Origin of the sequence: Pseudomonas sp. NPDC087817 (assembly GCF_044742875.1) — a bacterium.
GTDB lineage: Bacteria > Pseudomonadota > Gammaproteobacteria > Pseudomonadales > Pseudomonadaceae > Aquipseudomonas.
Genome location: NZ_JBIUVJ010000002.1, coordinates 166,770 through 190,119 on the forward strand (window position 1 = coordinate 166,770; position 23,350 = coordinate 190,119).

The window sequence follows — 23,350 nt, forward strand, 5'->3', positions numbered from 1 at the left end:
CAGGGAGTTTTCCACGATGCCGTTACGGACCCAAGAGAACTGGCCCCACGGCGCGATCAAGCTGGACGCCGAACACACACAATTTGCACTGTGGGCACCTGACGCGTTTTCCGTAAGCGTCGAACTGCAAGATGGCCAGTCGCTGCCGATGCTGCCCCAGGCAGACGGCTGGTTCATGATCGAGGCCCGCTGTCCGGCGGGCACGCGTTACCGCTACAACATCGATGGTGAAATGGAGGTGCCTGACCCCGCCTCCCGCGCCCAGGATGGCGACATCGACCGCTACAGCGTGGTGGTCGACCCTGACGCTTATCAATGGCAACACACTACCTGGCACGGGCGGCCGTGGAACGAAGCGGTCATCTATGAGTTGCATGTCGGCGCGCTGGGCGGCTTTGCGGCAGTTGAACAGCAGCTGGCGCGGCTCGCAGAGTTGGGTATCACCGCCATCGAACTGATGCCGATCGCACAATTTCCCGGTGACCGCAACTGGGGCTACGACGGCGTCCTGCACTACGCACCGCAAGCGTCTTACGGCACGCCGGAACAGCTCAAACACTTGATCGACACCGCCCACGGCCACGGTCTGGCGGTGATTCTTGACGTGGTCTACAACCACTTCGGCCCCGACGGCAACTACCTGAGCCGCTACGCCAAAGGCTTTTTCCGCGAGGACAAGCACACGCCATGGGGCGCCGGGATCGATTTTCGGCGTCGTGAAGTTCGCGAGTTTTTCATCGAAAACGCACTGATGTGGTTGCTGGAGTATCGCTTCGACGGCTTGCGCCTGGACGCCGTACACGCCATTGAGGACCCGCGTTTTCTACGAAAACTGGCGCAGCGCATTCGCCAACAGGTTGATCCCGGCCGCCATGTCTGGCTGACCGTCGAGAATGAGCTCAACCAGTCGAGTTTGCTGGAAGAAGACTACGACGCGCAGTGGAACGACGACGGCCATAACGCCCTGCACGTATTACTGACCGGGGAAACCGACGCCTATTACGCCGACTATGCGCTGCAACCCACCGAACAGTTGGTCCGTTGCCTGAGCCAGGGCTTCGTGTTTCAAGGCCATATCACCCGTCACGGCGAACCACGGGGCGAGCCGAGCGAACATCTGCCGTCGACCGCGTTCGTCCTGTTTCTGCAGAACCACGACCAGATCGGCAACCGCGCTTTCGGTGAACGTCTGCATCAACTGGCCGATCCGCGCGCCTTGCAAGCGGCGACGGTGTTGTTGCTGCTGTCGCCGATGATCCCGCTGATGTTCATGGGCGACGAGTTTGCCGCCGAACAGCCGTTCCTGTTTTTTACCAGCCATCACGGCGAACTGGCCGAGTTGGTGCGCGAAGGCCGGCGCAACGAATTCGCCGGGTTCAGCGCCTTCACCGATCCACACAAACGCGAGCAAATCCCCGATCCCAACGACGAACGAACCTTCCAGACGACGCGCCCCGAACTGCTCGGCAACGGCACGCCGCAGCAACAGGAAACCCTTGCGCTGTACCGGGAACTGCTGCAATTGCGCCATCGCTACATCATCCCCAATCTTTCCGGCACGCAGGCGCTGGGCGCGCACATGCTGGGCCACGCCGCCGTCAGCGCACGCTGGCGACTGGGCGATGGCAGTGAGCTGCGAATCGACCTGAACCTCAGCGATACGGCAGTGGTCAACCCTCCACGGACCGGCGCGGTGTGGCTGTTTCAAAAGCCACCTGCGATCGAAATGTCGGATGAGGGCCTGTTGCCCCCGTATTGCGCGCTCGTCAGCCTCACGGCCGCAACCCCTCTGCAACCTCTGAATGGAGAGCGCCTATGAGCGATGCGCAACTGGAAATTCTGGCCAGCCGGGCCGGCCTCGCGGTCGACTGGATCGACGCCAACGGCCGCCCGCAAAAAGTCGCCCCGGCGGTATTGCGCAATGTCCTGATCGGCTTGGGCCACCCCGCCAGCACTGCCCAGGAAATCGACGCCAGCCTGCTTGAACTGCAACAAGTCCAACAAGATCGCCATTTGCCGCCGCTGCTGACCAGTGACGTCGGTATCGGCGTCGATCTGGCGCGCTATTTCAAACCTGAGACGCCGTGTGAGATCCACCTTGAGGACGGTTCGCGAATGAACCTGAAACTCGACGCCGAGGCGATACTGCCCGGCCTGATCCCGGTCGGCTATCAGCAGGTTCACATTGACGATCAATACTTCACGCTCGCCGTAGCGCCGGAGCGCTGCTTCAGCGTCGGCGACGCGGTTGACAATCCGATCCCCCGCGCCTGGGGCCTGAGCGTGCAGTTGTATGGCCTGCGTCGCCCCGGCGATGGCGGTTTTGGCGACACCCAGGCCTTGGAAGAACTGGCTCGCGTGGCCGGTGAGCGCGGCGCCGACGCCCTCGCGATCAGCCCGTTGCATGCGATGTTCAGCGCCGACACCGGACGTTACAGCCCGTATTCGCCGTCCAGCCGTCTGTTCCTCAACCCGCTGTATGCCGCGCCGGGCGCGATTCTTGGCGAGCGCGCCTTGCGCGATGCCATCGAGGCCAGCGGTCTGGCGGAGCAATTTGCCCAACTGGAAAGCCTGAAACTCATCGACTGGCCAGCCGCCGCCGAAGCCAAGCAGAAACTTCTGCAAGCCTTGTACGAGGGTTTCGTCGCCGGCGATCACCCGCTCCACCCCGACTTCGCCAGTTTCCGTCACGCCGGTGGTGAAGCACTGGAGAACCATTGCCGCTTCGAGGCCATTCAAGAGATGCGCGCCGCCCGCGGCGAAAGCCTCGACTGGCGCGAATGGCCCGAGCATTGGCATGACCCACGCGGCGCCGCCCTTGGAGCGTTTGCCGAGGAGTACGCCGAGCGCATCGGTTACTTCGCCTTTTGCCAGTGGCTGATCCACCGTTGTCTGGAACGCGCGCAAACCACCGCACGCAGCGCCGGCATGGGCATCGGCCTTATCGCCGACCTCGCGGTCGGTGCAGATGGCGCCGGCAGTCAGGCCTGGAGCTTTCAGGACGAACTGCTCGCTTCGCTGACCGTTGGCGCACCGCCGGACATCCTCAATCGCTCGGGTCAGGGCTGGGGTATTTCCGCGTTTTCCCCGGAAGGCCTGATCCGCAATGGCTTTCGCGCATTCATCGAAATGCTCCGCGCCAACTTCGCCCACGCCGGAGGCCTGCGCATCGACCATGTGATGGGCCTGCAACGGTTGTGGGTGATTCCCAACGGCGCGGCGCCCGCCGACGGTGCGTATCTGTATTACCCGGTGGATGATCTGCTGCGTTTGTTGACCCTCGAATCCCATCGTCATCAAGCCATCGTGCTCGGTGAAGACCTCGGCACCGTGCCCGACGGTCTCCAGGAAAAGCTCATCGCCCGTTCAATGCTCGGCATGCGCGTACTGTTGTTCGAGCAGGACAACACCCATTTCAAACCGATTCTCGACTGGCCCGACAATGCGCTAGCCACTACCAGCACCCACGATCTGCCGACGCTCAACGGCTGGTGGCATGGCCGCGATATCGACTGGAATGCACGCCTGGGTTTTGTCGATGCCAACGGTGAAATCGAATGGCGACGCCACCGCCAGCGTGAGCGCGAAGGTCTGCGCGGTGCGCTGAGTCAGGACCCGCAGAACTTCCGCGAAGAGTCCCACGAGGCCGATCAAGTGGTCGACGCCAGCGTGCGTTTCCTTGGCCATACCCGAGCGCCGCTGGTGCTGCTGCCGCTTGAAGATGCGCTAGGCATTGACGAGCAGGCCAATCTGCCGGGGACCATCGACACGCACCCGAACTGGTCGCGGCGTTTGCCGGGCACCAGTGAAGCGTTGCTCGACGGCGCGGATGCCGCGCGACGTCTGGAACTTCTGGCGTGCGCGCGCCTGCAGGCTGCCGAGCGTGACCAATGAATCAATCGCTTATCCAACCATTGCGCGCCACCCTGCGCCTGCAATTTCATAAAGGCTTCACCCTCGAACACGCGGTGCCGCTGGTGCCGTATTTCGCCCGGCTCGGCATCAGCCACATTTATGCCTCGCCGTTGCTCGCCGCTCGCGCCGGTTCGATGCACGGCTACGACGTGGTCGACCCGACGCAAGTCAACCCGGAACTGGGCGGCGAACCGGCGCTGCGGCGGCTGGTCAACACCCTGCGCGACCACGACATGGGCCTGATTCTCGACATCGTCTCCAACCACATGGCGGTCGGCGGCAATGACAATCCCTGGTGGCTTGATCTCCTCGAATGGGGACGCTTGAGCCCCTACGGCGAGTTTTTCGACATTCAGTGGCACTCGCCGGACCCGTTGATGGAAGGCCAGTTACTGCTGCCGTTTCTCGGCAGTGACTACGGCGTGGCATTGCAGGAAGGCACGCTGAAACTGCAGTTTGATGCGCAGCGCGGCAGCTTTTATGTCGAGCACTACGACCACCACTTCCCGATCTGCCCGAACGATTACGCTGATTTGCTTAACGGTGATGATGCGCTGAGGTCACTGGCTGAGCGCTTCAGCGCGCTCAGCGACCAGACCGACGCGCATTCACTGGCCGTTCCTTTAAAGGAAGAACTGCGGCAATTGGCGAGCGATCCGTCGATACTCGACGCCATCCAGCGCAACCTCGCGGCCTACGATTCCACTACCGAAGAAGGCTTCCACAAGCTGCATCAATTGCTGGAACGGCAGAGTTACCGCCTCGCCAGTTGGCGCACTGCTGCCGACGACATCAACTGGCGGCGCTTCTTCGATATCAATGAACTCGGCGGTCTGCGCGTCGAACGCCCGGCGGTGTTCGAAGCGACTCACGGCAAAATTTTCCAGTTGATCGCTGAAGGCCTGGTCGATGGTTTGCGCATCGACCACATCGACGGCCTCGCCGATCCACGTGGCTACTGCCGCAAATTGCGTCGCCGTGTCGATCTGCTCGCACCGGGGCGGCATCTGCCGATCTACATCGAGAAGATCCTCGGCGCCGGTGAAACGCCGCGCCGCGACTGGGCGGTGGACGGCACCACCGGTTACGAGTTCATGAATCAGCTGTCGTTGCTGCAACACGATCCGGACGGCGAACACGTCCTCGGTGATTTGTGGCAACGCCGCACCGAGCGCCCTGCGGCGTTTATCGAAGAAGCGCAACTGGCGCGTCAGCAGATTCTCAATGGCTCGCTGGCCAGCGATTTCGAAAGCGTTGCTCAAGCCTTGCTGCAGGTCGCCCGCGATGACCTGATGACCCGTGACCTGACCCTCGGCGCGATCCGTCGGGCGTTGCAGGCGCTGATCGTGCATTTCCCGGTGTACCGCACTTACATCAGCGCGATGGGTCGCTCGGCCCAGGATGAAGAATTCTTTCAGCAGGCCATGGACGGTGCGCGGCAGACGCTGGGCGAAGGCGACTGGCCGGTGCTCGATTGTCTGGCAGCCTGGCTCGGTGGCACGCCGTGGCGACACAAGCCCCGAGGCCGTTCAAGAAAAATCCTCAAACATGCATGCGTGCGTTTCCAGCAACTGACGTCGCCGGCGGCCGCCAAAGCCGTGGAAGACACCGCGCTGTATCGCTCCGCCGTGCTGCTGTCGCGCAATGACGTCGGCTACAACACCGAGCAATTCAGCGCACCGCTCAGCGACTTCCACGCCCTCAATCAGCAACGCCTTGAGGCGTTCCCCGACAACCTGTTAGCCACCGCCACCCACGATCACAAACGCGGCGAAGACACCCGGGCGCGTCTGGCCGTGCTCAGCGAGCGCAGCCATTGGTATGCCGAGCAAATCGAATTGTGGCGTGCCCTCGCCCGGCCGGTGCGCAGTGACGAGCAGATGCCGTCTACCGGCGACGAGCTGATTTTGTATCAGGCCCTGATCGGCAGTTGGCCGCTGGAGCTGCGCGACGATGATCAGGCCGGATTTGCCGACTACGCCAAACGGATCTGGCAATGGCAGCAGAAAGCGTTGCGCGAAGCCAAGTTGCAAAGCAGTTGGAGCGCACCGAACGAGGCCTATGAAAACGCCGCGCAATCGTTCACCGAAAAACTCCTGACCGGTGATGAAGGTGAACTGCTACGCGCGGCGCTGAGTAAAACCGTCAACAGCATCGCGGCGGCGGGTGCGCTGAATGGCTTGGCGCAAACCTTGCTGCGCATGACCGTGCCGGGGGTACCGGATCTGTATCAGGGCAACGAGTTCTGGGACTTCAGCCTGGTTGATCCGGACAACCGCCGGCCGGTGGATTACGCCGCTCGCGAGCAAGCCTTGCAGGCACCCGTGCCGGTCAAGGAAATGCTGTCGAACTGGCGTGACGGGCGCATCAAGCAAGCCTTGATTGCCCAGGTGCTGAACCTGCGTGTCGAGCACGCCGAGTTGTTCCGGCGGGGTTCGTACCAGGCCCTTGAGGTGCTGGGCAGCCAAGCGCACAACGTGCTCGCGTTTGCCCGTGAACATGAGGGAATGCAAGCCATCGTGATCGTGCCGGTCCGTTGCGCAACCCTGCTGGAAAACAGTGCTGTACCTCAGGTCGATGCGCTGCGCTGGGGCGATACGCGGGTGGTTTTACCGTTCGCCGCCTCCGACACAAACTTGAAGGGACTTTTTTCGAGCGGCGCAGTCACAAAAAACAGGGAGCTGAATATCAGCGACGCGCTGGGGGATGTCCCGGTCAATCTCTTTATCCAACACTTAACGTAAAGCATGAGTTCAGTTCAGGAGCATTGCGATGAGCACCGACGATAAACGCATCCGCGAATTCGCCTATCAGATCTGGGAGTCGGAGGGTAAACCCGAAGGCCAGGAAGATCGCCACTGGGAAATGGCGCGCAAGCTGGCCGAAGCCGAAGCCCTGGCGCCGAAAAAATCGCCGAAGGCGGCGGGCAGCAAGGCTGCCGGCAAAACCGCCGAGGTGAAAGCCCCCGCCGCCAAACCCAAAGCCCCGGCCAAAGCCAAGCCAGCAAGTGCTGCGAAAGTGATTCCCCCGGGCGAGAAAGCCGTCGAGAAAAAGCCGCGAGCTGCGCGCAAGCCCCCGGCGAACTGACGCTACCCGTTTTATTGAACTGAACAACCGTGTGGCGGGCTTGCTCGCCACAGAGGGCCAACTCGTCCTCAAAAAATACTAACCGCCATGTGGGTGAAGACCTCTGTGGTGAGGGGATTTATCCCCGATGGGTTGCGAAGCGACCCCAAAAACAACAAATGCGGAGCATCTGCCACACCGCATCCAATGGTTTTGCGACTGCTACGCAGCCGATCGGGGATAAATCCCCTCACCACAAAATCACTCTGCCACAGGTTCAGGTTTAACCGAACGACCCCCGATTTTTGCAGGAGCAATCATGACCCGTCCAAACAAAGCCGAGCCAGTCACGCACGCCGAACCCTCGAGAATCCGCGAAGGCCTGCCCTTCCCGCTCGGTGCGACCTGGGATGGCCTGGGGGTGAACTTTGCCCTGTTCTCCGCCAACGCCACCAAGGTCGAACTGTGCATCTTCGACGACACAGGCGAGGTCGAACTCGAACGCATCGAACTGCCGGAATACACCGACGAGATTTTCCACGGTTATTTGCCCGACGCGCATCCCGGGCTGATCTACGGCTATCGCGTTTACGGCCCGTATGACCCGGCCAACGGTCATCGCTTCAACCACAACAAATTGCTTATCGACCCGTACGCCAAACAACTGGTCGGCGAGCTGAAATGGTCGGAAGCGCTGTTCGGCTACACCATCGGCCATCCCGACGCTGACCTCAGTTTCGACGAACGCGACAGCGCGCCGTTCGTGCCCAAGTGCAAGGTCATCGACCCGGCGCACACCTGGGGCAACGACCACCGCGTCAGCATTCCCTGGGACAAAACGATCATTTATGAGACCCACGTGCGCGGCATCAGCATGCGTCACCCGTCGGTGCCGGAGAACGTGCGCGGCACCTTCGCCGGGCTGATGGTCGATGACGTGCTGGAACACATCCGCAAACTTGGCGTGTCCACGGTCGAGTTGCTGCCGATCCATGCCTTCGTCAACGATCAGCATTTGCTGCACAAGGGCATGACCAACTACTGGGGTTACAACAGCATCGCGTTCTTCGCCCCGGACCCGCGCTATCTCGCCAGCGGCAAGATCGCCGAGTTCAAGGAAATGGTCGCGCACCTCCACGAGGCCAATCTGGAAGTGATCCTCGACGTGGTCTACAACCACACCGCCGAGGGCAACGAACAAGGCCCGACCCTGTCGATGCGCGGCATCGACAACGCCTCGTACTACCGACTGATGCCGGATGACAAACGCTTCTACATCAACGATTCCGGCACCGGCAACACGCTGGACCTGAGCCACCCGTGCGTGCTGCAAATGGTCACCGACTCGCTGCGCTATTGGGCCAGCGAGATGCATGTCGACGGCTTCCGCTTCGATCTGGCGACCATTCTCGGTCGTTATCACGACGGTTTTGACGAACGCCACAGCTTCCTCGTCGCCTGCCGTCAGGACCCGGTGCTGCGTCAGGTGAAAATGATTGCCGAACCTTGGGACTGCGGCCCCGGCGGCTATCAGGTCGGCAACTTCCCGCCGGGCTGGGTCGAGTGGAACGACAAATTCCGCGACACCGTGCGCGCCTTCTGGAAAGGCGATGACGGCCAGGTCGCCGACTTCGCCAGTCGCATGACCGCGTCGGGCGAGATGTTCAACCAGCGCGGACGGCGGCCGTATTCGTCGGTGAACTTCATCACCGCCCACGACGGCTTCACCCTCAACGATCTGGTGTCGTACAACGACAAGCACAACGAAGCCAACGACGAGAACAATCAGGACGGCAGCAACAACAACCTGTCGTGGAACCACGGTGTCGAAGGGCCAACCGACGATCCCGAAATCAATGCGCTGCGCCATCGGCAGATGCGCAATTTCTTCGCCACCCTGCTGCTGTCACAAGGCACACCGATGATCGTTGCTGGCGACGAATTCGCCCGCACACAGGACGGCAACAACAACGCGTACTGTCAGGACAGTGAAATCGGCTGGGTCAACTGGGACCTGAGCGAGGACGGCAAAGCCCTGCTGAAATTCGTCAAACGCCTGATCAAGTTGCGCCTGGCTTACCCGATCCTGCGTCGCGGCCGCTTCCTGGTCGGCGAATACAACGAAGACATCGGCGTCAAGGACGTGACGTGGCTCGCTCCCGATGCCACCGAGATGACCACCGAACACTGGCATGACGCGCACAACCGGTGCCTGGGCATGCTCCTCGATGGCCGCGCGCAGGAAACCGGCATTCGCCGCAAGGGCGCCGACGCGACCCTGCTGTTGGTGGTCAACGCCCATCACGACATCGTCAACTTCACCTTGCCGGAAGTGCCTGAAGGCAGTTTCTGGACCTGCATGATCGACACCAATCAGCCGTCGATTCGCGGTCAGGAACGCTTCGACTTCGGTCACGAATATTCAGTCACCGGCCGTTCGTTGCTGCTGTTTGAACTGCAACGCGAAGAAGAAGATTGATATGGAATTGCAGAACTATCTCGCGCGCCGGCCACCGGACTATGCCAACACCGTAGCCCTCGGCGGTTGCCTGCGGGCGATGGTCGAGGCCGGTCTGGATCGTTTGCCGCTGCCGGGCAGTGGCCACACGCTGGAGCGCTTTCGGCATCTGGCCGATGTCGGCGGACATGATCTGGGCTTGTGCAAACTCTACGAAGGTCACACCGACGCGCTGTCGATCATCGAGCAACTGGGTGGTTCGCCAACGCCGGGTAGCACCTGGGGCATGTGGGCCGCGGAACCACCGCAGGCGCGGGTACAAGTGCGCCCCGCCGGGCACATGGTCGCGCTGCAAGGGCGCAAGGCTTGGTGTTCCGGCGCGGCGGTGCTCAGCCATGCGCTGCTCACCGCGTGGGATGCCGATGATCAGCAGCAACTGGTGGCGGTGGCGCTCGATCAACCGGGCGTGAGCATTACCGATCAAGGCTGGCAAGCGGTGGGCATGGGCGCCACCGGCAGCGTCGAAGTAGTGTTCGAGGGCGCCGAGGGCCAAGCCATCGGCAACCCTGGCGACTACCTGCAACGCCCGGGTTTCTGGCAGGGCGGGATCGGCATTGCCGCCTGCTGGTACGGCGCCGCGCGGCAGATTGCCGAGGCGCTGCGCCAACACTGCGCGCAACATGAAGAGCCGCACGCCCTTGCCCATCTCGGCGCGGTCGATGCCGCGTTGCAGGCGGCGGCCGATGTCCTGCGCTTCAGCGCTTTGCACATCGATGCGCACCCCGAAGCCAACGCCGAACTGTTGGCCCGGCGTGCCCGCGCTGTGGTTGAACAGTCTGCCGAGCAAGTCATCCGCGACGTCGGCCGCGCACTGGGTGCCGGGCCTTACTGCAAGAATCGGCATTTCGCCCGACTGCTCGCCGACCTGCCGGTCTTCCTGCGCCAGAGCCACGCCGAACGCGACCTCGCGGCCCTCGGCCACATCGTCGCCGCGCGACCGAAAGAGGCATGGACGCTATGAACGCCGTCAAAAAAGATAATCCAATCGTCGGCCAAGGCACGTCCCTACAGCAATGGCAGGGCTCGCGGCATCTGGCGCAACTGCAAAGCATCGACATTCTTGATCTGGTGCCACCGGGCTCGCGTGCGGTGGTCATCGCCCCGCACCCCGATGACGAAGTGCTCGGCTGCGGTGGCTTGCTGCAACTGCTCGCCGCCGCTGGCCGTCCGTTACAGTTGATCTCCGTGACTGACGGCAGCGCCAGTCATCCCGGTTCCGAACGCTGGCCCGTCGAGCGCCTCAGCGTGATTCGCCCACAGGAGTCCGCCGAAGCATTGCGCCGGCTCGGTGTGCCCATGCATCGCCTGAAATGGTTGCGCGGCGGCTTCAGCGATACGCAAGTGGCCTCTCAAGAACAGGCACTGAGCGAGTTTATCGAACACCACTTGCGCCCCGATGATGTGGTCTTCACCACGTGGTGCGAGGACGGCCATTGCGATCACGAGGCTGTCGGCCGCGCCAGTGCCGAGGCGGCGCAAAGAGTCGGTGCGACTTGTCACGAGTTGCCCGTGTGGACTTGGCACTGGGCAACGCCCGAAGACGCCGCTGTGCCGTGGCAACGGGCGCGCAAGATTCTGTTGTCGCCGGCGCAGGTGGCGCGCAAACGCCATGCTGTACATGCCTTCGCCAGTCAACTGGAAGGCGATCCCGAAGCAGGGCTTGGCCCGGTGCTGGCGCCCTATGTGCTCGATCGCCTGCTGCAGCCATTCGAGGTGGTGTTTCTATGAGCGTCGAAGATCGCTACTTCGATGGCCTGTTCGCCGGCAACGACGACCCGTGGGCCTTTCGCGAGCGCTGGTACGAGCAACGCAAACGCGCAATCACTCTCGCAGCATTGCCGCGCCCGCGTTACCGCTCGATTTTCGAACCGGGCTGCGCCAACGGTGAGTTGAGCGCTGAACTGGCCACGCGCTGCGACCGCTTGCTGTGCTGTGACACGGCGAGCGCCGCGGTCAAACTGGCGACCACCCGACTGAGCCTGTTTGACCACGCTCAGGTTCGGCAAAGTCGCTTGCCAGGTGACTGGCCGGAGGAAAAATTCGACCTGATTGTATTTAGCGAGATCGGCTACTACCTCGACAGTAAGGATCTGACAGACCTGATCCGCCGGATCAGTGATTCCCTGACGGCCGACGGGCAATTGCTCGCCTGCCATTGGCGCCCGCCCATTGATGATTGCCCGCTGAACGCACGGCAGGTTCACGACCTGATCCATGAGCAGTTGAAGCTGCCGCGTCTGGTCCTGCATCAGGAAGCGGATTTCATCCTCGAAGTCTGGAGCCGTGAGCCGCGCTCCGTGGCCGCCCTGGAGGGTTTGCGATGATTGGCATTCTGATTCCGGCGCACAACGAAGAGGACCTGCTCGATGAGTGCCTGAGCGCCGCCATGCGTGCGAGCCGCCACGGTTTGCTCGCGGGCGAACCGGTTGAAGTGCTGGTGGTGCTCGACAGCTGCACCGACCGCTCGGCACAGATTGTCGATAACTACCCGGTGCTGAGCCTGCACATCGACGCGCGCAATGTCGGCCAGGCCCGCGCTGCCGGCGCTCAGGTGCTGTTGGAGCGCGGCGCCCGCTGGATTTCCTGCTCGGACGCCGACAGCCGCGTCGCCGATGACTGGCTGGTGGCCCAGCTCGGATTGGGCGCCGACGCGGTGTGCGGCACCGTCACGGTCGAGCGCTGGCACGAGTCATTCGATGCCGCGGCGCAAATCCGCTACCACCGTCACTACCGCGCCTGCGATGGCCATCGGCATATCCACGGCGCTAACCTGGGCGTCAGCGCTGATGCCTATCGCTGGGCCGGCGGCTTTAAGCCACTGGCGTGCGATGAAGATGTGCAACTGGTGCGCGAGCTGGAACTGGTTGGCGCAAACATCGCCTGGAGTCACCGCCCGCAAGTTCACACCAGCGCTCGTTTCGACAGCCGTGCGCGAGGCGGATTTGGTGACTATTTGCGAAAACTGGCACAGATAGAGCAAAAAAATACGGATCAGATTGATCTGTGACGCGACGAACGTCACTTCATGAGCAATACTCTGCTGCGCGGCAATCCAGGGTTCGGAGCGTCGCACCGCAATCAACCAGCCTTCACGGGTCGGCCGCGCCAGATATTCATGGTCACGGGCACGACTGAGGGCGAGACCACACAAGGACGTCGCACCCATGAAACCGTTATCGCTCACCGAAAACAGTCCGTCGGCGCAAATCTGGAACAGCGCCCCGCAACTGGACAACATTCCTGTCATCAACACCCGCAGCCTCGTGCCACCCGGCGCCCGCGCCGTGGTGATCGCCCCGCACCCCGGCGATGAAGTCGTGACCTGCGGCGGATTGCTGCAATTACTTTCAAGCCTCGGCCATCCATTGCAGTTGCTGTCCATCACCGACGGCAGCGCCAGTCACCCCGGCTCCCGGCAATGGTCGGAAAAACGCCTGAGCGTGTTTCGCCCGCAGGAAAGCGTCGAAGCCCTGCGCCGTCTCGGCCTGCCAATGCACAGCCTGAAATGGGTGCGCGGCGGCTTCACCGACAACGCCCTGAACGATCAGCACAGCCAGCTCACCGAGTTCATCGGCCGCTACCTGCGCCCCGGCGACGTGGTGTTCAGCACCTGGCGCGGCGACCGCAACGACGATCATGAAGCGGTCGGTCGCGCCAGCGCCGAAGCCGCCGAACTGGCCGGTGCGACCTTCCACGACGTGCCGGTCTGGGCGTGGCACTGGCCGGAGCGCGACCAAAAACTGATCCCCTGGGAACGCGCACGCAAACTGCGCCTCGACACCTGGACCGTCGCGCGCAAAAGCCACGCCACCCACGCCTACGCCAGCCAGCTCAAGGGCGAACCGGCGATCGGCATCGCGCCGATGCTGCCGCCGGTGATTCTTGAGCGGATGCGTTTGCCGTATGAAATTGTCTTCGTCTGAACGACTTCAGGCCTGCTCTGTGTAGGAACTGCCGAGGCTGCGCCCCCTTTAACGTCCGCATTTTCCTAATGACCGTTCGTCGAAAAACCCTGCGCACCTGTCAGGTCTGACAGGTGCGCTTTTCCTAAATCCCGCGTTCAATCACTCCGTCACCTTCCCTAATGGAGTACGCACCATGTCCACCAACGATCTGCCCGAAAACACCACCCTCACCGTGGTGAACCTGAATACCGCCACGCATCCCGCACTCATCGTGGACACGTCCCCGCTCACCCTCAACGGGTTCAATATATCGATCCTGGACTCGGGGCTGAAGTGGACCGCCAAAGGCGACCCCGCTGAAACCGCAGCTGATCGCAGCGCCCGAGGCGGAGTCCCCCCCTATTGTTATGTATCCTCCAACGAGCGTATCGCCTCAGTTGATTTGAACGGCATCGTCAGAAGTGAAGGAAATGGAAAAACCACCATCACTGTTACGGACTTCGCCGGCCAGAGTAAGAGTTTCACTGTCACTACATCCAACGTCAGCAGATATTTGTCCACCGGTGAACAATATTTGCCTTATAAGGATTACTTCCCATGGACACAGAGTGTCGGAGGTGATCCTCTCGAACTCTCCGCCATCGACAAACACGTCGCCCTCCTCAATATCAAATACGAAGCCTACATGAAATACCCACACCTATGGTCACACCCAAACCCGGCAGACCCGACCCAAAGCGCCGTTTTACGCTACGACGGTAACCCCCACCATTCATTCGTCGGGTTTTTCATGAGCAATGGAGGCGGTTCAGCAAGCGATCGACCATCCATCTGCATATCCAGAAGGCCGTGGTGAATCAAGCACCTCTGCCCCCGGTTAATACGAAAAAACGTTAATCCACCTCATCCATTGCCCGCCAAGGGCAGTGAATGGAGCTTGCTCCCAAAGCTGGCGTTCATTCGCTGAACAGAAACTACATAAGAGGCTATTGGGCGGGGTCGCGCTTTCCCAGGAACGTGAAACCCCGTTCAATACGCCCGACATAGGTTTTGTCGGGATACTTTTTCAAATCGAGCTCATCGAACAGGTCATTGACCACCCGCACCGCTTGACGCCGTTTATGGCATGTCGGGGCCAGTACCAGCCCGTCATCCATATAGCGCACATTGAACACGTCTGGCCGCCTCAGGCCACATCCAAACGGGATAAGAAAAGCCGCCCAGCAAGGGGACGAGCGAGCACACCAGTGGAATGCATTGTGTGTGATCCCCAAAAAAGCCGTCGCGCTCGGCAGTGCATATGAAGCATTGGACGACCACTTCGAGACCTATGCATTTTCCGCTATGCAATGCAGTCAAGTGTTGGAGTGGGCTTGCTCTGGGAAATCGGTGTAGTTCAGCAAGTTTTGTGGCGGTTGACTGCCCTGCCCTCACTCCCTATCCTCGCGCCCGTCACGACTCATTCGTGATCGGGTTTGACGGCTCGGAATATCCAAGATGCACATTGCTCTCCAATGTGCGCGTGCACTCGTGTGCCCGACGCATTGCTTAATGGTGACTGTGTGCGGGGCATCTTCGGGTGCGCCGGGTATCTTGGACCGGTCCGTCAACCTGCACACAGTTGCCACCCATTCGTTTGACGGCGATGACGTGGCAGCTCTCTGACTTCCAAGAGGCTGCACCGATGACCGATCCAACCACGATTTCCACACCCTTCACCCCCTGCGACCACGTCGCCCACCACCTCTTCGCCGTTCAACCCGGCATCCCGCTACTAGACGCCCTCGAACACGCCACGGTCTACCTCAGTTGCGCCGAAGCCCTCGCCCATCAAGCACCCACCGCCACCCGCCCGGAACACAGCGGCTCCTTGCGCTGGGCCAGCCAACAAATGCTCAGCACCGCACGCGCATTGGTGCAGGCATCGGTCGATGGTTTGCACGCCGCTCGCGCCGGAGGTGAGGCATGAATTCGCACCTTTCGATGACGCATAACGAAGACGACATTCCCGTGTTGCTGGTCTCCACCGAAGCACCGCTGGATGTGTTGCACGCCAGTGCGGCGAGTCGGTTTCTGGCGGTGACGCAGATGATGGAGAGCCTGGCCAGTCTCGATATCACCTCGGCCAAGGGCGCCGATGTGCAGCAACTGGCCCACGCGGCGGCGATGTTGCTGCGCGATGGCTGTGATGTGATGGATGTGCTGGGACGGCAGATTCAGTTGCGGGTCTGAGGGATAAATCAAAACATCGCAGCCTCTGGCAGCTCAGAGGCATGCGGTTTTATGAAGAATTGAATTCTCAGGTTTTGGGGCTGCTGCGCAGCCCAGCGGGACGGTGCGACGATTCGACAAGCTCCCTCGCCAAAATGGCTATGAGCTGCCGAAGGCTGCGCTTGTTATTCACTCTCTCCTAATGACCGTTCGTCGAAAACCAGCCTGCACCTGTCAGATCTGACAGGTGCGCAATTCCCCGATCCCACGTTCAATCACTCCGTCGCCCCCACCATCGACCGGAGCCCGCCACCATGACCACGTCCCAACACCCGCTAGCCCTCAAACCGCTGTATTTTCCCGCGCTGGTCGCCCTGAATCCTGCCGAGCATTACAGCGGTGGCATCCCCATCCGGGCGGTGGAGGACGACCTGCAAGGCATCATCCCCGCCTGGTTCAACATGAACATTGGCGACAAGGCCGAAGTGTTCTGGGGCAATGCCAATTCGGCGGTCTGGAGCAAGACCCTCGACTTCGATATCGAACTCAACAAGGACCTGTCGTTCACCATTCCCAAGGCCCACGTGCTCGACGGCGAGGCCAAGCCGGTGTTTTACCGGATCACCTACAAGAACCAGACGGAGGAAGACTCCAAACCCGAACTGGTCCTGCTGGTCAAGCTCACGCGTCCCGGCGAATACGATGACATTCCCGGCGATGACGGCCACTCCGATCTGAAGTTTTCCCTCGACCATGACGAGGTCGATGAAACCCTGCCGGCCAAGGGCGTGACGATGCGCATCGTGCCCTACCGCAACCTCACCCGCTACGATCGCATCCTCGCTCGCTGGGGCAGTCAGCAGGTCACTCACGTTGTCACGCCGGAACAGGCCCTGGACCCGGTCGGCCATCCAATCGACGTGGTGTTCAGTCGCGCCGTGATCGAGGTCGCAGGTGATGGCCCGGAAGTGGCGGTGGCTTATCAGGTCGTCGATCGCTGCGGCAATTACCCGGACGAGCGCGCGCCGTGGTCGGCCATTCGCAAAGTGCTGGTGGATCTGGGCGGCAATCGACTGAAGGAGCCCTTGGTGCTGGTCAAAGGCCAGCCGACCAACAGCATCAATCTCGACCAGCTCGGCGATGACGATGTGGTGGTTCTGGTCAATACCCCGGAGGCTGATTTCAAGGTCGGTGACAAGGTGTTCCTGACCTGGACAGGCACCCCGGCGCAAGGCTCGCAAATCATCGTCGGGCCACTTGAATTGCCGGTCAACTTCGTCGACCTCCCGCTCAAGTTTTCCATTCCCAATGCATCGGTCAGGGCCATCGCCAAGGGCAGCGCCTCGGTAGGCTACATCCGTCAGCGCAGCGGTGCAGCCGACCGTCCTTCAAAAAATGCCAGCGCCACGGTGATTGGTGACATCAGCCAACTGCGCGCCCCTACCGTGGACGAGGCCCCGGGTGGCAACTTGCCGCCGGAGACAACCTGGGCGACGGTGAACATTCCCTGGTATCCCGGTCGCAACAGCAGCGACCAGATCAATCTGATCTGGCAAGCCCAGGCACCGGGTGGTAGCACGGTCTATTACGAAGACCCGCGTCCGGTTGGCGACATCGCGGAAAACCAGCCAGTGCTGCGTAGCGTGAGCAATGCCGAAATCCAGCGCTTCAACGGCCTGAACGTCAAGGTTTTTTACATCGTCACCAACAGCGAAACCGCATTACTGAGCGTGCGCGAATCGCTGGTATTCCCGATGCAGGTCGGCGTGCCCTTGCCAACCTTTGACCGACCGGAAGTCGAAGGTGCAGACAATGACGCGCTTGATCCGGACAAGGTGCCGCCCACCGGTGCGACGCTGGTGGTGCCGTATTTGGGCACCCGCGACAAGGACCGCGTGACCTGGCGCTGGCGCGGTTCGGCCAGCGGCGGCAGCACCAGCGACCATATCGACCTGATCCCCGCCACCGCCGGCAAACCTGTGCGCATCACCGTGGCCAAGCAATACGTGACGGCCAACCTCAACGGCACGGTGGTCGCCGATTACAGCATTCAGCGAGCCGGGGCGACGGTAGGAAATTCGCATGAATTGACGTTGCGTATTGGCGCGGCGCTGGATCTGGACGCGCCGAAGATCAAGGAGGCCAATGGCAGCACCAGCCTCAATCCGTTAGCGGCCAAGGACAGCCTGACTGCCATCGTCGACTACACCGGTATGGCCATCGGTGATGACATCATCGTCACCTGGACCGGCACGCCACCGAACGGCTCGGACACCTCCGCGAAAAAAACCGTGACCACGCTGGGACCACAATCGATCACGCTGAAAAACGCGGTCGTGGCCTTCAACCTGGGCAAAGCGGTGACGGTGAGCTACACCGTGACGCGCGGTGGAGCGCCTGTGCCTTCGAAAGAGTTGGCGCTGACGGTGCTGGCGATTCCGCAAGAAGACCCGGCATTGGGTAAGCCCTTGATCACGCAAGCGGCGAACAACGGCGAGGGGCCGGAGCTGGACGTCAGAGCTTTGACCGCTAACGCGACCATGCGCATCAACAGTTGGCCGCTGATTGCGCTCAAGCAATACGTCTGGTTGCGCGTGGAAGGCACCAACAAAGACGAAAGCAAATACGACAAGACGTTCTTGCAGCCACCGGGCTCACAGACCAACCAGGGGTGGGTCGACCAAGGCTATTACCTGCACCAGATCCCGCTGGCCGACCTGCAAAACCTGAAAGACGGCTCAGACCTGATCCTGTATTTCAAAGCCGGATTGGGGGGCAGCCAGAACGTGAATGAGGCGGTGAGTTTTCCTGTGCGGAAATATACCGTCAAGATCGCCTTGGCCCAGCCGATCAAACCTTCCATCAAGGAAGCCCCAGGCAGCAGCACACTGAACCCGATCGCCGCCAAGGATCGCTTGACCGTGGTGGTGCCGCAGTACGCCGGCATGGCCAGCACCGACCAGCTCACCGTAACCTGGAGCGGCGCCGCCAGCACTCTGCCAGAAGGTTCGCACACCTCGGCGGCGGTGGCCGTGGGCACCGTTGGCCCGAAAGACATCGCGATTCCCAATACGGTGGTGGCCTTCAACCTGGGCAAGGCGGTGACGGTGTTCTACACCGTCACGCGCAACGGTACGCCGACCAAGTCCGCCGAATTTGCCTTGAGCGTGCAGGTCATCCCGGCTGGACATGCAGAACTCACCAAACCGACCATCGATGGGGCCGCCGGAGATGTCCTGGATGTCACGGCCTTGCCGTCTGGTGGTAGTACCCGTATCACCCGTTGGCCGCTGATTGCCGTGAGACAAACCTTGTGGTTACGATTTTCCGGGACCAAGGCCGATGGTTCGGCTTACACCTCGGCGCCCTATCTGTCGACTCCATTGGCCCAGGGGGGGCTGCCCAATGGCCCAGGACCAATTACCCCCAACCTGCGCGGTTTGAAGGATGGCTCGTCACTGCGGGTGGAGTTCAAGGTCGGGTTTGATCGCAGTACCGATGAAGCCAAGGCGGTGAGTTTTACGCTGCGGAACTACACCGTTAAAGCTCAACCCGCGCATCCCGAACTCATCGTGGATACAACTCCTATCAAACTTAGCGGGCTTAATATATCGGTCTGGGATGGCAACGCGAAATGGAGGCGCGCAACTGACCCCGACGGAGCTTTCGCAGAACCGCATGTGGAAGGTGGGGTCCGTCCTTACACCTACAAGTCTTCCGATCCTCTCATTGCCTCCGTTGATTCGTACGGGAGAATCAGAAGCGAAAAAGATGGGGAGACCGAAATGATCGTGAGCGATTCTGTCGGCCAGTCGAAGACAATCAAAGTTAGCGTCACAAATGCCATATCCTACTTGTTACATCGTACTAGCCCTGGAAACTACATCACCTCAACAAATTGGGTAAGAGGCATAGGCGGCAGGTACGTAAAACCGGAGGAGGTCGATGCACACCTAAAAGTGCTAAATCAGAAATTTAGCATAGACAGTTACAACCCAGAGCATTTTTGGTGGGTGGAAAGACCTGCGGGCGAGCCTAATAAAAACGGAATGGTACTTAACCTAAACCCCGGCTTTTCAAGTTCTGGATACCTTTCGGAAGATTCAGATTTTAATGGTGTTTTATGCATCATTCCATAGAAACAAGCGATATCTCCACACTGCCTACGCACCTCCAATAATACTAAAAAAAGCATAAACTCACCCCCTTTACTCGCCCGAGGAAGGGGGGTAAAGTTTATTTCAATCAACTCACGACATTATGATAAAAAAATAATAAAAGAGACTATAGCAGCAGCGTCACTTCAGAATCAGTTTAACGCGCACACTGTTTGATGAAGCCATTCTTTTATATCCAGCACCTGCAAACAAACGATTGAGCGTGTAAATACTTGTATCAGCCTCAGTACAAGTCCGCCATTGATATACGCGCAAAAAAAGCAGAATTCAATTAAAGGTAACTTCCAAATACCATGGATCATGGGCCAAGCTGTAGGAACGCCACTGGCCTTTTAGAAGTGATGCATGAACTCGCATTTTTAGAGGACGCATAACGAAGACGGCATTCCCGTAACACTGGTCTCCATGGAAGCGCCGCTGGATGTGTTGTACGTCAGCGCGGCGAGTCGTTTTTTGGCAATGAGAGCTTCACCATGATCAAACCAACACCCAACCTGCCCGAAACCGATCTCACCTCACCTCACCCTACGAATCTCTCGATTCGAAAAAGCTCAACGACGCCGCCGACCGCGCCCTCGATCACTACCTCTGCCCGCCCGGATCCACACCATCGCCCGCAGAACCCGCAGGATGTACGCCGTTACTGCGGACTTCAAAAACGAGGAAATGCTGGTCGATGCCCTCGAGACCCTTGCTTCAGTAAGAACCATTGCCAGTGACTTCGCCCATCTCTTGCCAGCATCGGACGCTGTTGGGGATTGCGCAGCTGATCATGCTCGGGGAGCTGGCGGTGAATCGGGTGTTGGATAATTTGCAGATTCCGGACTGACACCTGCCCCATTGTGGCGAGGGGATTCAGCGAACCGTCGCACCGCCCCGATCGGCTGCGCAGCAGTCGTAAATCCTGAGTACGCGGTAATTCTGAACATTCGCGGTGATTGGTTTTGGGGCTGCTGCGCAGCCCATCGGGGATGAATCCCCTCACCACAATGATTTTGTAAAAACTGCCGCAGGCTGCGATTTTTTTGATCTTGAGAAGCAAGTCAAAAGATCGCAGCCTTCGGCAGCTCCTGCATAAGGTGGGTGTGGTGTTTTCAGACGGAACTGCCGCCCTCACCCATCAGTCGCATGAACAGGCACTCAGGATTCAGAGGAGTAACCGTGTCCAGCGATCCCAAGCGTCATGCCGTCGACGCCCCCGTCATTCATCGCCTGCGGGTGTTGACGGTCAATACCCACAAGGGTTTCACCGCGCTCAACCGGCGTTTCATCCTGCCGGAGTTGCGCGAAGCGGTACGCAGTACCTCGGCCGATCTGGTGTTTCTGCAAGAGGTCGTAGGTGAGCACGAGCGGCATTCGAGCCGTTACCACGAGTGGCCGCAAACCTCGCAATACGAATTTCTCGCCGACAGCATGTGGAGTGATTTCGCCTATGGGCGCAACGCGGTCTATCCCGACGGCCATCATGGCAATGCACTGTTGTCGAAATACCCGATCCGCGAATACCGCAATCTCGACGTGTCGATCACCGGCCCCGAACGGCGAGGCTTGTTGCACTGTGTGCTGGATGTACCGGGCCATGCCGAAGTCCACGCGATTTGCGTGCATTTGAGTCTGCTCGAAAGCCATCGCCAATTGCAGTTGCAGCTGCTTTGCCAGTTGCTCGAATCGTTGCCGGACGATGCTCCGGTGATCATCGCCGGCGACTTCAATGACTGGCAGTTGCAAGGCAACACCGCCCTCGCCCGGCGCGATTATCTGCACGAAGCGTTTGAGCGCCATCATGGCCGCCCGGCGAAGACTTATCCGGCACGCTTTCCGTTGTTGCGCCTGGATCGGATCTATCTGCGCAATGCCAGCAGCCATGACCCGCAGATCCTCGGCAACAAGCCGTGGACGCACCTGTCGGATCACCTGCCGTTGGCGGTGGAAGTGCATCTTTGATCGCCATCGACGGCATCGCGACCAGCCGCAGTATTGACAGCAACATGCTGTGCACTTTGGCTGGTCGTTGGCATATCACGATCCGCGAACAGACCTTCCGTCGGCAATAAAAGACCTCTGGCGCGGGGCCTGCGCAGTGATTTTCCATACAAACAATCACTTAGTTATGTGCAGAAAAACAAACGCTTGCGTAATGCGATTCGGCATTACCGCTCATCGTTCAATTTCTTGACGCACAGGCCCGACTCTTCTTATCTCTACCTTACTACCCCCGGAATCACTACCCGGGGCGAGCCTCCGGACTCTCGCGAAAGCGAGCGCCCACGGTTCGCCTCGCTCCATTCGGTCGCCCCTCGTTCGGGGTAGGAGAGACGCCACATCGAGATGCCGCATGCGCCTGCAAGGTAGACCTCCATGAAAATTTCACTCACACCACACGAGATCAAAATCACTTTTTGCACAGTGTCGAGTTCTATCTTGCTGTGCTCATCCATGGAGGCGCAGGCCCGCCCTGCGGCGGATGAAACCACGCCCTGGTACCGAGAGAACGTACCGGTCATGAACCTGCCCGCGACGGTCATCACTCCCGACCCGCAGCGTTTCAGCCCCCGGCCTGACCTGCGCGGCGCCAACCTGCTCACCGAAGAGCTGGCGCCGGGTGCCTGGGACCAATTGTATGGACGTAGCGCCCGCCAGGCGCAAACCGACGTGTTGTCCTCGGGTTTCGCAACGCCCGGCAGCGGTGACTTCAAAGGCCCCGCCGTGCTGACCTTGCAAAGCGGCAACGGCCACACCCAGAAGATCGGCCTGATCGGCGGCGAAAACCAGATTCAGGCCAATGGCAATGGGCTGATCACCAGCCGCGCCCTCGCCGATCCGAACACCGACACCCTCAATCTGCAGGGCCAGAGCCTGGGGGCCTATTACAGTCTGATCGGCGCGCAGGGTTGGCACGTCGATGTGTCGGCCAGCGGCGGCCGGGTCAGCGGGTTCAGCCGCAATGAACAAGGTGCGCGGCAGGCCACTGAAGGCAGCGCGATGACCTTCTCGGTGGAGGGCGGTTTTCCGATTGGCTTGAGCGAAAACTGGGTGGTCGAACCCCAGGCGCAATTGATCAATCAGCGCATCACCCTCGATACACCCTATGCAGGCTCGGGCAATGCCTCGTCAACCGATCTGACGGCATGGAGCGGTCGCGTCGGTGCGCGTTTGAAAGGCAGTTATGACTTGAGCGGCCTGCCGGTCGAGCCGTACGTGCGCACCAACCTCTGGCACACGGTGTATACGGGTAATACGGTGACGCTGGATCAGGTCGACAAGATCAGCAGCAGTCGCAAGTCATCGACCGTCGAACTGGGCTTGGGTCTGGTGGCGCGGGTGACGCCGGCGGTGAGTTTGTATGTCAGCGCCGATTACAGCAGTGATGTCGATGACAATGATCTGAACGGGTTGATCGGCAGTCTGGGTGTGCGGATGCGCTGGTGAAACGGGATTTTCAGAGTGTCTGGGCTGGCACCTTCGCGAGCAGGCTCGCTCCCACAATGGATCGCATTTCTCCGGTGAGAACAGCCTGGAATGCAATTCCCTGTGGGAGCGAGCCTGCTCGCGAAGAC

Annotated in this window: 17 protein-coding genes and 1 pseudogene; 17 read left to right on the top strand and 1 reads right to left on the bottom strand. The window is 60.4% G+C overall.

Annotated features, from left to right (window positions below):
* Positions 1 to 16: 16 nt before the first annotated feature.
* The 11 genes from treZ to ACIONG_RS02820 all read left to right on the top strand — a co-directional run bounded on the left by treZ (position 17) and on the right by ACIONG_RS02820 (position 14,260).
* Positions 17 to 1,819 (top strand): malto-oligosyltrehalose trehalohydrolase, encoded by a 1,803-nt coding sequence (gene treZ / locus ACIONG_RS02770; RefSeq protein WP_401296540.1) that lies wholly within the window; start codon positions 17 to 19, stop codon positions 1,817 to 1,819.
* Entirely contained in the window at positions 1,816 to 3,894 is a 2,079-nt protein-coding gene (gene malQ / locus ACIONG_RS02775; RefSeq protein ID WP_103302131.1) for a 4-alpha-glucanotransferase, read from the top strand. The genes treZ and malQ overlap by 4 nt, the downstream gene beginning before the upstream one ends.
* Positions 3,891 to 6,659 carry a malto-oligosyltrehalose synthase gene (locus ACIONG_RS02780; RefSeq protein ID WP_401296543.1) on the top strand — a complete coding sequence of 923 codons (2,769 nt, stop codon included), beginning with the start codon at positions 3,891 to 3,893 and terminating at the stop codon, positions 6,657 to 6,659. Before malQ ends, ACIONG_RS02780 begins: the two co-directional genes overlap by 4 nt.
* A gap of 28 nt (positions 6,660 to 6,687) precedes the next feature.
* Positions 6,688 to 7,002: a DUF2934 domain-containing protein gene (locus ACIONG_RS02785; protein ID WP_103302133.1), complete on the top strand. Its 315-nt coding sequence runs from the start codon at positions 6,688 to 6,690 to the stop codon at positions 7,000 to 7,002.
* 298 nt (positions 7,003 to 7,300) lie between these two features.
* Positions 7,301 to 9,460, top strand: coding sequence for a glycogen debranching protein GlgX (glgX, locus tag ACIONG_RS02790; protein WP_401296545.1), 2,160 nt, complete (start codon positions 7,301 to 7,303; stop codon positions 9,458 to 9,460).
* Position 9,461: 1 nt separating this feature from the next.
* Entirely contained in the window at positions 9,462 to 10,460 is a 999-nt protein-coding gene (locus ACIONG_RS02795; RefSeq protein ID WP_401296547.1) for an acyl-CoA dehydrogenase, read from the top strand.
* Positions 10,457 to 11,227: a PIG-L deacetylase family protein gene (locus ACIONG_RS02800; protein ID WP_401296549.1), complete on the top strand. Its 771-nt coding sequence runs from the start codon at positions 10,457 to 10,459 to the stop codon at positions 11,225 to 11,227. The genes ACIONG_RS02795 and ACIONG_RS02800 overlap by 4 nt, the downstream gene beginning before the upstream one ends.
* The gene (locus tag ACIONG_RS02805; RefSeq protein WP_401296551.1) at positions 11,224 to 11,823 is read left to right on the top strand and encodes an SAM-dependent methyltransferase; all 600 of its coding nucleotides are present in this window, start codon (positions 11,224 to 11,226) and stop codon (positions 11,821 to 11,823) included. The genes ACIONG_RS02800 and ACIONG_RS02805 overlap by 4 nt, the downstream gene beginning before the upstream one ends.
* On the top strand, positions 11,820 to 12,506 hold the full coding sequence (locus ACIONG_RS02810; protein WP_103302138.1) for a glycosyltransferase family 2 protein: 687 nt from the start codon (positions 11,820 to 11,822) through the stop codon (positions 12,504 to 12,506). The genes ACIONG_RS02805 and ACIONG_RS02810 overlap by 4 nt, the downstream gene beginning before the upstream one ends.
* A 157-nt stretch (positions 12,507 to 12,663) precedes the next feature.
* Complete coding sequence (locus ACIONG_RS02815) at positions 12,664 to 13,422, top strand: PIG-L deacetylase family protein (protein WP_103302139.1); 759 nt, start codon at positions 12,664 to 12,666, stop codon at positions 13,420 to 13,422.
* Between the two features lie 175 nt (positions 13,423 to 13,597).
* A complete protein-coding gene (locus ACIONG_RS02820; protein ID WP_401296554.1) occupies positions 13,598 to 14,260 on the top strand; it encodes an Ig-like domain-containing protein in 663 nt (220 codons plus the stop codon).
* A gap of 130 nt (positions 14,261 to 14,390) precedes the next feature.
* On the opposite strand, the gene ACIONG_RS02825 is transcribed toward ACIONG_RS02820, so the two are convergent.
* Positions 14,391 to 14,579 carry a hypothetical protein gene (locus ACIONG_RS02825; protein WP_401296556.1) on the bottom strand — a complete coding sequence of 63 codons (189 nt, stop codon included), beginning with the start codon at positions 14,577 to 14,579 and terminating at the stop codon, positions 14,391 to 14,393.
* Positions 14,580 to 15,088: 509 nt separating this feature from the next.
* On the opposite strand from ACIONG_RS02825, the gene ACIONG_RS02830 reads away from it, so the two are divergent.
* The 6 genes and pseudogenes from ACIONG_RS02830 (at position 15,089) to ACIONG_RS02855 (ending at position 23,222) form a co-directional block, all read left to right on the top strand.
* On the top strand, positions 15,089 to 15,373 hold the full coding sequence (locus ACIONG_RS02830; protein ID WP_401296558.1) for a DUF3077 domain-containing protein: 285 nt from the start codon (positions 15,089 to 15,091) through the stop codon (positions 15,371 to 15,373).
* Positions 15,370 to 15,636, top strand: coding sequence for a short-chain dehydrogenase (locus ACIONG_RS02835; RefSeq protein WP_401296560.1), 267 nt, complete (start codon positions 15,370 to 15,372; stop codon positions 15,634 to 15,636). Before ACIONG_RS02830 ends, ACIONG_RS02835 begins: the two co-directional genes overlap by 4 nt.
* Positions 15,637 to 15,929: 293 nt before the next feature.
* Positions 15,930 to 19,754: a hypothetical protein gene (locus ACIONG_RS02840; RefSeq protein WP_401296562.1), complete on the top strand. Its 3,825-nt coding sequence runs from the start codon at positions 15,930 to 15,932 to the stop codon at positions 19,752 to 19,754.
* Positions 19,755 to 20,266: 512 nt separating this feature from the next.
* Positions 20,267 to 20,622: pseudogene (locus ACIONG_RS02845) on the top strand (DUF6124 family protein).
* A gap of 332 nt (positions 20,623 to 20,954) precedes the next feature.
* Positions 20,955 to 21,737 carry an endonuclease/exonuclease/phosphatase family protein gene (locus tag ACIONG_RS02850; protein ID WP_401296564.1) on the top strand — a complete coding sequence of 261 codons (783 nt, stop codon included), beginning with the start codon at positions 20,955 to 20,957 and terminating at the stop codon, positions 21,735 to 21,737.
* A 414-nt stretch (positions 21,738 to 22,151) separates the two neighbouring features.
* Positions 22,152 to 23,222, top strand: coding sequence for an autotransporter outer membrane beta-barrel domain-containing protein (locus tag ACIONG_RS02855; RefSeq protein ID WP_212808953.1), 1,071 nt, complete (start codon positions 22,152 to 22,154; stop codon positions 23,220 to 23,222).
* Positions 23,223 to 23,350: the final 128 nt, after the last annotated feature.

Bases quoted from the DNA above. Each gene is read 5' to 3' on its own strand.
- treZ (WP_401296540.1), top strand. From the start codon at position 17: ATGCCGTTACGGACCCAAGAGAACTGGCCCCACGGCGCGATCAAGCTG.
- malQ (WP_103302131.1), top strand. From the start codon at position 1,816: ATGAGCGATGCGCAACTGGAAATTCTGGCCAGCCGGGCCGGCCTCGCG.
- ACIONG_RS02780 (WP_401296543.1), top strand. From the start codon at position 3,891: ATGAATCAATCGCTTATCCAACCATTGCGCGCCACCCTGCGCCTGCAA.
- ACIONG_RS02785 (WP_103302133.1), top strand. From the start codon at position 6,688: ATGAGCACCGACGATAAACGCATCCGCGAATTCGCCTATCAGATCTGG.
- glgX (WP_401296545.1), top strand. From the start codon at position 7,301: ATGACCCGTCCAAACAAAGCCGAGCCAGTCACGCACGCCGAACCCTCG.
- ACIONG_RS02795 (WP_401296547.1), top strand. From the start codon at position 9,462: ATGGAATTGCAGAACTATCTCGCGCGCCGGCCACCGGACTATGCCAAC.
- ACIONG_RS02800 (WP_401296549.1), top strand. From the start codon at position 10,457: ATGAACGCCGTCAAAAAAGATAATCCAATCGTCGGCCAAGGCACGTCC.
- ACIONG_RS02805 (WP_401296551.1), top strand. From the start codon at position 11,224: ATGAGCGTCGAAGATCGCTACTTCGATGGCCTGTTCGCCGGCAACGAC.
- ACIONG_RS02810 (WP_103302138.1), top strand. From the start codon at position 11,820: ATGATTGGCATTCTGATTCCGGCGCACAACGAAGAGGACCTGCTCGAT.
- ACIONG_RS02815 (WP_103302139.1), top strand. From the start codon at position 12,664: ATGAAACCGTTATCGCTCACCGAAAACAGTCCGTCGGCGCAAATCTGG.
- ACIONG_RS02820 (WP_401296554.1), top strand. From the start codon at position 13,598: ATGTCCACCAACGATCTGCCCGAAAACACCACCCTCACCGTGGTGAAC.
- ACIONG_RS02830 (WP_401296558.1), top strand. From the start codon at position 15,089: ATGACCGATCCAACCACGATTTCCACACCCTTCACCCCCTGCGACCAC.
- ACIONG_RS02835 (WP_401296560.1), top strand. From the start codon at position 15,370: ATGAATTCGCACCTTTCGATGACGCATAACGAAGACGACATTCCCGTG.
- ACIONG_RS02840 (WP_401296562.1), top strand. From the start codon at position 15,930: ATGACCACGTCCCAACACCCGCTAGCCCTCAAACCGCTGTATTTTCCC.
- ACIONG_RS02855 (WP_212808953.1), top strand. From the start codon at position 22,152: ATGAAAATTTCACTCACACCACACGAGATCAAAATCACTTTTTGCACA.